General features: G+C 60.7%; 9 protein-coding genes and 3 pseudogenes. 8 read left to right on the top strand and 4 right to left on the bottom strand.

Going from position 1 to position 9,498, the window contains the following annotated elements; translation table 11 throughout:
* Positions 1–3 precede the first annotated feature (3 nt).
* The 3 genes and pseudogenes from G3N58_RS18705 to G3N58_RS18695 form a co-directional block, all read left to right on the top strand.
* Complete coding sequence (locus G3N58_RS18705) at positions 4–129, top strand: AraC family transcriptional regulator (RefSeq protein ID WP_241017170.1); 126 nt, start codon at positions 4–6, stop codon at positions 127–129.
* Positions 130–398: 269 nt separating this feature from the next.
* Positions 399–1,867, top strand: a pseudogene (gene istA, locus G3N58_RS18700) (IS21 family transposase); the annotation flags it as partial.
* 457 nt (positions 1,868–2,324) lie between these two features.
* Positions 2,325–2,546 (top strand): annotated as a pseudogene (locus G3N58_RS18695) (disulfide bond formation protein B); the annotation flags it as partial.
* Positions 2,547–2,552: 6 nt separating this feature from the next.
* Here the strand turns inward: G3N58_RS18695 and G3N58_RS18690 are convergent.
* Positions 2,553–3,146 (bottom strand): cysteine hydrolase family protein, encoded by a 594-nt coding sequence (locus tag G3N58_RS18690; protein ID WP_205999904.1) that lies wholly within the window; start codon positions 3,144–3,146, stop codon positions 2,553–2,555.
* Between the two features lie 137 nt (positions 3,147–3,283).
* Here G3N58_RS18690 and G3N58_RS18685 point away from each other — a divergent pair, with 137 nt between their 5' ends.
* Positions 3,284–4,276, top strand: coding sequence for a GlxA family transcriptional regulator (locus G3N58_RS18685; protein ID WP_241017169.1), 993 nt, complete (start codon positions 3,284–3,286; stop codon positions 4,274–4,276).
* Positions 4,277–4,348: 72 nt separating this feature from the next.
* On the opposite strand, the gene G3N58_RS18680 is transcribed toward G3N58_RS18685, so the two are convergent.
* Positions 4,349–4,690, bottom strand: coding sequence for a DUF6616 family protein (locus G3N58_RS18680; RefSeq protein WP_205999903.1), 342 nt, complete (start codon positions 4,688–4,690; stop codon positions 4,349–4,351).
* 37 nt (positions 4,691–4,727) lie between these two features.
* Complete coding sequence (locus tag G3N58_RS18675; protein WP_205999902.1) at positions 4,728–5,291, bottom strand: TetR/AcrR family transcriptional regulator; 564 nt, start codon at positions 5,289–5,291, stop codon at positions 4,728–4,730.
* A gap of 76 nt (positions 5,292–5,367) precedes the next feature.
* On the opposite strand from G3N58_RS18675, the gene G3N58_RS18670 reads away from it, so the two are divergent.
* Positions 5,368–6,249 carry an SDR family oxidoreductase gene (locus G3N58_RS18670; protein WP_205999901.1) on the top strand — a complete coding sequence of 294 codons (882 nt, stop codon included), beginning with the start codon at positions 5,368–5,370 and terminating at the stop codon, positions 6,247–6,249.
* A 405-nt stretch (positions 6,250–6,654) separates the two neighbouring features.
* The gene (locus tag G3N58_RS18665; protein WP_205999900.1) at positions 6,655–7,614 is read left to right on the top strand and encodes a sensor domain-containing diguanylate cyclase; all 960 of its coding nucleotides are present in this window, start codon (positions 6,655–6,657) and stop codon (positions 7,612–7,614) included.
* 177 nt (positions 7,615–7,791) lie between these two features.
* On the opposite strand, the gene G3N58_RS18660 is transcribed toward G3N58_RS18665, so the two are convergent.
* Positions 7,792–8,244 carry a recombinase family protein gene (locus G3N58_RS18660; protein WP_205999899.1) on the bottom strand — a complete coding sequence of 151 codons (453 nt, stop codon included), beginning with the start codon at positions 8,242–8,244 and terminating at the stop codon, positions 7,792–7,794.
* Positions 8,245–8,511: 267 nt separating this feature from the next.
* Between G3N58_RS18660 and G3N58_RS18655 the strand changes: the two are divergent.
* Positions 8,512–8,821: pseudogene (locus G3N58_RS18655) on the top strand (IS5/IS1182 family transposase); the annotation flags it as partial.
* 127 nt (positions 8,822–8,948) lie between these two features.
* Entirely contained in the window at positions 8,949–9,251 is a 303-nt protein-coding gene (locus G3N58_RS18650) for a hypothetical protein (RefSeq protein WP_205999898.1), read from the top strand.
* The last annotated feature ends 247 nt before the right edge of the window (positions 9,252–9,498 follow it).

The following is a 9,498-nucleotide window of genomic DNA, read 5'->3' as shown; positions in this document are numbered from 1 at the left end:
TCTATGGAAGAAATTGCGCGCATTGCTGGGTATGCATCTACCTCCGCCATGCGGCATCAGTTCCAGAAGCAATATTCGCTATCGCCCGTGAGGTATCGAAAAGTATTCAGCAGTCGACTTAAACCTTGAGCATTGAATGAGAATACTTTAGGTATTATTTTTTCATCAAGCCTTTTAACATTCACATCAAGCAAACAGGAAATGTATTCACTGTGCCACATAGATGAGGATTACCGATTATGAAATTTATCAAAGCGGCATTCCTTCCCCTGCTAGCGCAGAGATCGCAAATATGGAGGCAATAAAAAGAGCATATAATATTAGCGGTCGCGCAGAGTTGACCCACGTGATTGAATGTCATGCTCAATATTTGAGCAGGGGATACAGAGGTGATCAGGGTGGGTATGCTGGCCAAGATCAGGCGGATGTATTTCCGCGAGAAGGTGCCGCTGCAGGAGATCGCGCGGCGCACGGGGCTGTCCCGCAACACGATCCGCACGTGGCTGCGGCAACCGGAGGCGGCCGAGTCGAAGTACCCGAAGCGGGTCAGTCCGGGTGTAGTGAGCGAATGGGCCCAGCCAGCTTGAGGAATGGCTGAAGACCGACAGCCACCGGCCCAAACGCGAGCGCCGCACAGCGCGTTTCATGTTCGAGGCGATCCGCGCACAGGGCTACGCTGGCAGCTACACGCGTGTGAGCATATTCGTGCGGCGCTGGCGCGAGCAGCAAACGCAGGCTCCACACCGTCAGGCTTATGTTCCGCTGGCGTTCGAGCTGGGCGAGACCTTTCAGTTCGACCGGAGTTGCGAATACGCCTTCGTGGGCGGGCTGCGCCGACGCCTTGAGGTCGCCCATATGAAGCTGAACGCCGGCCGCGCGTTCTGGCTGGTGGCCTACCCAACCCAGAGTCACCAGATGTTGTTCGATGCACACGCCAGGGCGTTTGCCGCCTTCGGCGGCGTGCCGCGCCGCGGCATCTACGACAACATGAAGACCGCGGTAGACAGGGTCGGGCGCGGCAAGGCGCGCACGATCAACGCCCGCTTCGAGGCGATGTGCAGCCATTACCTGTTCGAGCCAGAGTTCTGCAACCGTGCGGCCGGCTGGGAGAAAGGCATCGTTGAGAAGAACGTACAGGACCGGCGCCGGCAGATCTGGCACGACGCCGTGCAGCATCGCTGGGATTCGCTCGAAACACTGAACGCATGGGTTGCAGACCGGTGCCGCCAGGCGTGGAAGATGCCACACCCGCAGTGGCCGGAGCTGAGCGTCGAGGATGTGCTTGAGGATGAACGCACACGGCTGATGCCCAACCCCCGCCCGTTCGACAGCTATGTCGAGCAGATCCTGCGCGTGTCATTGACGGGTCTGATCCACTTCCAGCGCAACCGCTACAGCGTGCCGACCGAGTTCGTGAACCAGCTCGTGAGCGTGCGCTGCTATCCGGTGCTGCTGAGCGTCATCGCCGATGACCGGGAGACTCCCCGTCACACTCGCAGCTTCGAGCGACACCTGACGTTCTACGACTGGCAGCACTACATCACGCTGGTCGAGCGCAAGCCCGGCGCACTGCGCAACGGCGCGCCGTTTGCGACGATGCTCCAGCCGCTTCTGGAATTGCAGCGGCACGCTGAGGCATCCCGGCGGAGATCGCGTCATGACGCAGGTTCTGGGTGCCGTACATGAGCACGGGCTCGATGCGGTATTGCAGGCCGTCCAGGTGACACTCGACTCGGGCCGTTCCAGCGGCGATCACGTGCTCAACGTGCTGAGCCGCCTGAAGGCTCCAGCAGCTAGCCACGTCGCGGCGACCACCCCGCTGAACCTGACCGAGGAACCCGCCGCAGACGTTGGCCGCTACGAGCGCCGGGTGGGGTTCACATCGTGGCCGCTCAGGCCCGTCCCACAAGGGTTCGGCCGATGCGGCAATGCCCGCCCCCCCCCAAATCTACCTCCACACAACGGCGGAACAAACCGGACGCCTCCCGGCAAATACCGCGCTCCCCTGTCTGCCCCCTTGGCACCTCAATCATACTGTCTAATTGCGCAACGTCCGCCTGATGCGCCAACTTTTCAGGCGTTCCGCGCCTCCCGCTTTTCAATGCAGTGCATATCATCACCATTGGCCGACTGAGGACCAGCGCTCGCACGGAGGCTTAAGCGTTCGCTACGCGCATTGAACGAAAGACCTCACTCAACTGAACGCTGGCCGCCCGACGGTCTCCCATGTCGACCAAGCGATCGAGTGCCGTAAGGAGATTTTGTGCCATGCCCACCGGCATAGGTTGTGCGCGCTCGCTGAATCGCTGAATTAGCCCTGAGATTTTGCTGACCGATTCATGAGCGCCATGGGTTTGGACGCGGGTGTTCCATGGTTGTTCGGGATCTTTGCCACCTGCTCGGAGGCCGTGGTGCATGTGCTCGGCATAGACTATTCGATTTGGAGCCTGGCTTTATTCGTTTTGTTGCTCATTGGTTCGTTGGTGGTATTGGTGCAGCGAGGTCCAGCGCTGAACACAATGAGCAAGCGCCTTGAAAATCTCTGACGCCTTTCAGCACAAAGACGACCCCGAGCGCGCCACCACGGCATAGAGGTCTGCAATAGTCGCCAGCGCACTCTCGTGTAGTGTCTCGGCCGACACGTCCACCACGTGCGTGCGAATGGGCCGCGTCGCGCAGGCATTGGCCACCACGGTCGGCTGGTTGCCGCGCAGGAACGCACCCTCGGCGGTGAACGTCACGCACATATGGGTCATGAACCCGATGACAATGACCTGTTTGTTGCCCGCCGCATCCACGCGCTCGCCCAGGTCGGTATTGAAGAAAGCATTGGGCGCCGTCTTGACGACGATGGGCTCGCCCTCGATGGGCGCGACCATGGAATGGATCTTTCCGACCTCATCGTCGAGATCATAGGGCGAACCTTTCCCACCATCATGGACGACGTGGATGACCTTGGCGCCGGCCGCGCGTGCTCGGCCCAGCAATTCGGATGCCGAAGCCAGGGCCGCTTTCCATCCGGTCAGCTCCATGACACCGCGCGTATAGGTGTTCTGGTAGTCCACCAGGATCAGGGTGGCGTTGGCCAGCGTGGCGGGCGCAGCCTCCAGTCCGTTGAGTTGGCGAAGCGTGGTCGAAGTGTTCATGGTTGTCCTTCCTTGCAATGAGAAATTGGTGAATTCCGGGCCATCGGAACTGGCCACCTCTCCATGCTAAGAACGTCGTCAAATGTCCGCAATGTCATATAACATGCAGATTCAGACATCACGACTTCACCGCTCTCATGGCACACATCAAGCGCCTCATCGTCATCGTCCTGTTCGAGCGCGTCGATTTGCTGGACGTGACCGGCCCGGCGGAAGTGTTCTCGCTGCTGCAGCGTGAGATGGACGAGCCGACGGGCTACCAGGTGGTACTGGCAACTGAGACGCTGGCACCCGTTATGACCTCGGCTGGCGTGCGTGTGCTGCCCGACGCCACGTTCGCGGACCTGGCTCACCGTAGGATCGACACCCTCGTGGTGCCCGGCGCCGTCGAAGTCGATAAAGAGCGCCGTGTGCGCGCCGTCGTGGAACCTTCTTCTGTGGTTCAGTGGGTGAAGACGCTCGCGGCCAACACCCGACGCACCGCGTCCGTGTGTGTGGGCGCGCATGTGCTGGCCGCGGCGGGCCTGCTGGACGGCCGGCGGGCCACCACTCATTGGTCCACCGCGCAGCAGCTTGCCGAGGACCACCCGGCGGTCAAGGTTGATGCTGATCCGATCTTCATCCGCGACCGCAATGTCTGGACCGGCGCCGGTCTAACCGCTTGCCTGGACCTCGCGCTTGCCTTGGTCGCCGACGACTTTGGGGAACGGCTGGCCTTGCGCGTGGCACGCCAACTCGTGATGTTCCTCAAGCGCCCGAGCGGACAAAGCCAGTTCAGTGCTTCGCTGGAGCCAGCCTCGACGACGCGGCGCATGGACGCACTACGCCACTACATCATGAGCCACGTCGGCCAGCCCATCACCATCGCCGACCTAGCCGAGCAGGCGCACGTCAGCGACCGGCAACTGACCCGTCTTTTCAAGACGGAACTGAATACGACGCCTGCCGCTTACATCGAATCGGTACGTGTCGAGATAGCGCGAAATCGGCTGGAAACCACGGATGAACCGCTGGGCCGCATTGCGGAGGTCTGCGGCTTCAACACCACTGACACGCTCAACCGCGCATTCCGCAGGACGTTGGACACCACGCCGGCCGAATATCGCAACAGATTCAGAACCCTAAGTTGATGCAACCGGAGTAGAGCCTTTTTAGTTACGACCTGGAAATCGTGGAGGCGGCGCAGCGCCACGGCCAATTTCTCAGAATGCCACCAACTCAGAAAGATGGCTGGCGATGTCGCGCGTATCGCTGGCGGTGGCATTCACATGGTCGAAAGAGCCGTACCAGCCGCTGGCCTGAATGCCCGCCAGCAGCGCATCTCGCGCTTGGGCACCAGGAAAGCGCCAGATACCCAGGAAACAGTGCTCGCTGACGTGATCAATGCCCCGCTCGATCCTGCCCAATACCAGCACCTCAATACACAAGCCGGAAAGCCCACCCATTGCGGCTTGAATGCCCCTCAAGAACTGCTGGCGCTGCTCCCTAGGAAACGCTTTCCAGGTGGCATTGGGCGTATAGAGTTCGACCAGATAGTGGGACATGCGCGGCTCCTGATTCATTTGCAGTTGCGCAAGGCCCTTACCGGACCGATGTCAGCGCCTTCATTTCGGCGAACGCTCGATCCAGATGGATTTTGAGTGAAGTGTCAGGTTCAGCAAACCATGCGGCCAGTGCATGTGACAGGGCACCCAGCGCGAGATGGGACGCCAGGCTTGTTCGACCGGGCGAAATGCCTCGCTTTTCGAGCGCCTCAGACAATGTCCTGGTCAGGGCGACACGTTTTGCCGCCTCGCGCTCCTGAAGGGCTGGCGTCGCTGCGATGATGCGCTGGCGGGGCTCCGAATATCGCCGATTGCCTTCCAGTAGGGGGACGACGGCCTCCAACGCCTGGCGCAACACTTCCATTGGCGACAGGAGCGCCGGTGCATCCGCTACAGCCTCGGCAAGTGCGGCACTGAGCATCGACTGGCCATAGAACAGCACCTCTCGCTTGTCGACGAAAAGCCGAAAGAAGGTCCTTTCGGTCACCCCCGCACGAGCCGCGATCTGGGCCGCGGTCGTTTGTTCAAACCCGTTCTGAGCGAACAGGTCCAAGGCGGCCTGGATCAGGTGCTTGCGAGCGTCATCGGAATTACGAGGCATTTCGCTACCATAAAGATATTGTCAGTCACTGTCACTACGATTATAGTCAGTCACTGACACTATGAGGAAAATTTTCATGCATGTCTTCATCACCGGCGGGACCGGACTGGTCGGTTCGGCAGTTGTTGCGGAACTGATAAACAATGGTCATTCCGTCCTCGCACTCACGCGATCCGACAGGGCTGCGCAAGCCATCACAGCGGCAGGTACCGCCCCATTGCGCGGGTCGCTTTCCGATCTGGATATCCTGCGACAAGGGGCTCGCCAGACCGACGGGGTCGTGCACCTTGCCTTTGCAAATGACTTCAGCAGTCCCGAAGCACTCGCAGCAGGCGTTGCCGAAGAAACCGCGGCCTTGACCGCGCTGGGCAAAGAGCTTGTCGGAACCAATCGCCCGCTTGTCACGGTATCGGGTACACCCTGGGTGGCAGGTCGTGCCTCGACCGAACGCGATCCCCTTCCGACCGAAGGGCCGGTGGGTGGTCGTGGACGGGCCGTGAATGCCACGCTTGCTCTGGCCTCCCATGGCGTTCGCAGTATGTCGGTGCGACTGCCCCGCACGGTGCATAACAAAGGGACCGGCGGTTTTGCCGGGATGCTGACCCGCTTCGCGCGCCAGACCGGACAATCCAGCTACCCGGGCGATGGCGAACAGCGTTGGCCAGCAGTTCATGCGCTCGACGCTGCCGTGCTGTTCCGGCTGGCGCTTGAACGAGGCGAGCCCGGCACGGCCTGGCATGCCGTCGCCGACGAGGGCGACAAGGTTCGAGACATTGCAGCGGTCATCGGGCGCAAGCTGGGGCTGCCTGTGGCATCCGCAACCGCAGAAACCTTTGGCGCGCTGGGTCCGATCTTTGCGGCCGACCAGCCTGCTTCGAGCGACCATACCCGCAAGACTTTGGGCTGGGAACCCAAACAACCAAGCCTGCTGGCAGACCTCGAAAACATCGTGGCCTGAGTCCAACGAGGTTTATGCCGCTGGGCTTTGTCTTCGACCGGGCTTCGACGTGCGATACGACCAGGCGCAGCAACTTCATAAGCATGAAGTCGTAACGTAGCCATGTCTTGTTCTGTTCAAGTGCAATCGAGCTGCAACGGCCCGGCCCGGCCTAGCCTGGCCCGGCAGCGGTTGCGGCAGGAGCGGCAGGCCGGGCGCACGTAGCAACGCACCGCGCGGGCCGTTTCGCTACCTGCCAGACGGTAAAAATTTACTTAACTTGGGAACATCCGGTTGAGTCCGTCATGGTAGAGCTTGGTGCATACTAGTGTCACCGCGAGCGACGGCACCTTTGACGGCACGCGTCAAAGCCCCCTTGACGCTCGCATATTCTTGAGAAGTTGGGGTTGGGGTTGGTCTTGGCGTATGTTTTCACGAATCTCGGTTGATGAACTGCATCACATAATCCTCTCGCTGCCGGTCGCCATGTGCCTGGTGAATCGGGAGATGCATTTCATCGCCGCCAACGAGGAATATGCGGCGATCCTCGGCCAGCCGCTATCGGCGCTCCCGCGCAAGCCTATAGCGAACTTCTGTACGCCCGAAACGGTCGCCAGCGCGCGCAGGGATTTTGAGGCGTTCGACGCGGGCCAGTCCGGCCGAGACCACGAGTCTACAGTCAACGGCCACGTCTATCTTGTTCGTGTCAGTCCGCTCGATCTGGCGCATGAAGGCCGGGCAACCGCCATGGTTGCGATCCTGACGGATATTACCGAACTCAAGCGAACCGAAACCGCCTTGGCGGCCTCGAACAAAAAGCTGGCGGTCGCGTACAGGCAACTCGAAGCCCTCGCCGAAACTGACCCGCTAACTGGCCTCCTGAACCGCCGGGGGCTGGAAAAGGTCCTGGACGATGAAACGCGCCGGATGCAGCGGGGGCACCCCGCGCTGTCGATCGCCATGATCGACGTGGATTGGTTCAAGCCCTTCAATGACCTCTACGGCCACGTCACCGGAGACACCGCCTTGCAGGCGGTAAGCACCGCGATCCTTTCGGCACTCCATCGCCCGACCGACTGGGCCGCCCGATATGGCGGCGAGGAATTTGCCGTGATCCTGCCGGACACGACAAGGGCTGGGGCCGAGCATATCGCCAGAGCGATGAAACAGGCCGTCCATGATCTCGCCATACCGCACGCCGGAAGCCCGCTCCAGCGCGTCACGATCAGCGTGGGCATTGCCAGCGCCGCGCACATGGCCGCGTCCAGCGAACCTCGCCCGATCTATGAGGCGTTGCTACAGGACGCGGATAGGGCGCTTTACGACGCCAAGAGGAACGGGCGGAACAGAATCAAGATAGCGGGCGCAGGGACAACGGAAATCTGATCGTCCACGTAGCGGCCCCCTTCTGGCAGTGCGCCAAGGCGTCGATCGCATCGCTCGTACACGTTGCATGGACGCGGAACAGGCGCAGGACCGTCGGCCGGACGATAAGTGCGTAACGCACGAACCACAAGCCTGCGCATGTAACCTCAGATATTTATTCGGCTTCCCCGTAGAATTTCACGCTTGCTCGCGCTGCGCGAGCACTCGATAAAGCGTCGAGCGGTCGATGCCGAACAGGTCGGCGATTTCCTGTCTACTGGCCTTGCCTTCGTCCACGAGCTGATAGATGTGTTTGAGCTGCGGGGGGGCGAGCTTCGGCTTGCGCCCAAATTTCGTGCCGTGAGCTTTTGCGGCCGCCCGACCGGTGCTTGTGCGCTCTACGATCAGGCTACGTTCAAACTCGGCCATACCACCAAACACGGTCAATACCATGCGGCCGCCTGGCGTCGTCGTGTCGGCCCACGGCTCGGCAAGGCTGCGTAGCCCGGCACCAACGTCACGAATGCGCTCAACAATTTCCAGCAGATCGAGAATGCTTCGCGCGAGCCGGTCGAGGCGGGTTACGATAACCACGTCGCGCGGCCGTAGGTGCGTAAGCAGGTTGTCGAGCTGCGGGCGCGCGCGTTTCATGCCGGTATGTAGTGGTCAACCCATCCCGGACACTGCGTTAAGTTTTTCTTCCGCGACTGCCGGCGCCAGTCCGTCGTTGAACTGATGCGGCCGTATCCAGTTGTACCGGTGCATCAGGTAGCGGATACGATATTTGCGGGCAACCTCAGAGCACTGCGAGCGATACCACAACCATAAGAGGCCAGTTCCAAAAAATCCCTGTGCGGGGCTGCTTACTGTCCGGGCGCGACGTTAACCTCAGCCGTCCTGACAGCGGAGACCGAGGAGATACAGGCGCCGATCATTGACAACGAATTGTGGACACGGATCGAACCGTTACTGCCGAAGCCAAAGCGTCGAAACAGCGAACGTCGAGGCCGACCTCGTGTGTCGGAGCGGGCAGCGTCGTCTGGACGCATGGCAGAAGGCGGGCAGTCTGGAACAAACCGCATGCGCTTCCGCTCGACAAGCTGCGCGAATCCGGGCAACTGGACCTTTCGTATGCTGCCGTCGATTCTCCCTTCGTGCGATCTGTTGGGGCGGGCGAAAAACCGGGCCAAACCCGACGGATCGTGCGCGACCAGGCTCGAAGCTCCACGACGGCCAGAAGATCGCGCGCATTCCGTCGCACATCGAAGACATGAACCGTCTGATCAACGGCACCGTGGCATCATCGCGGTGGATCGCAACCAGATTGCAGCGAATCGCGCTGGAGACGCTGGGTTTTGCCTCTGCACCCGAAAGTGCTCATCGACGCTGTTGCACAGCGCTATGCGATCGTCGTCGACGCCAGCATTCGGACAGCACATATGACGTTGACCGAGGCGGCCGTCTTCCATGTAATCCGGGAAGAGCCGACCAACGTGGCCCGCCACGCACGCGCGGACGAAGTTACCGCCGAATTCAGTAGAAGCGGCAAAACCTGCATATTGCACATCGCCGATAACGTTCAGGGCCCGGCGCAACGCACCTTGTCGAACGGATGTCATTCGGCTTGCTGGAAATGGGCGAACGTGTGCGCCGCCTGAACGGCACGCTGTCAATTGACACCACAGCCGGCAGCGGCTTTCGTATTGCGATCACCATTCCGCGCGACACCTCACGCCTTCATTACGCTCAAAAGTCCATTCGCCACCATTGATTCAGATCAATTGTGGACCGCTATCCGGCAGCTACAGTCGCTCGGTGCAATGTTTGCTGCCCCGCACAAACAGGGCCGGGAAACCGGCACACCTGGTGTGATTCGCACTTCGCGGACAGCTTTTCTCGGTGACA

Source organism: Paraburkholderia sp. Ac-20342, from assembly GCF_017104985.1.
In the GTDB taxonomy this organism is placed as follows: Bacteria; Pseudomonadota; Gammaproteobacteria; order Burkholderiales; family Burkholderiaceae; genus Paraburkholderia.
The sequence above is the reverse complement of the archived record's forward strand: the minus strand, read 5'-3'. Positions and strand labels throughout refer to the sequence as shown.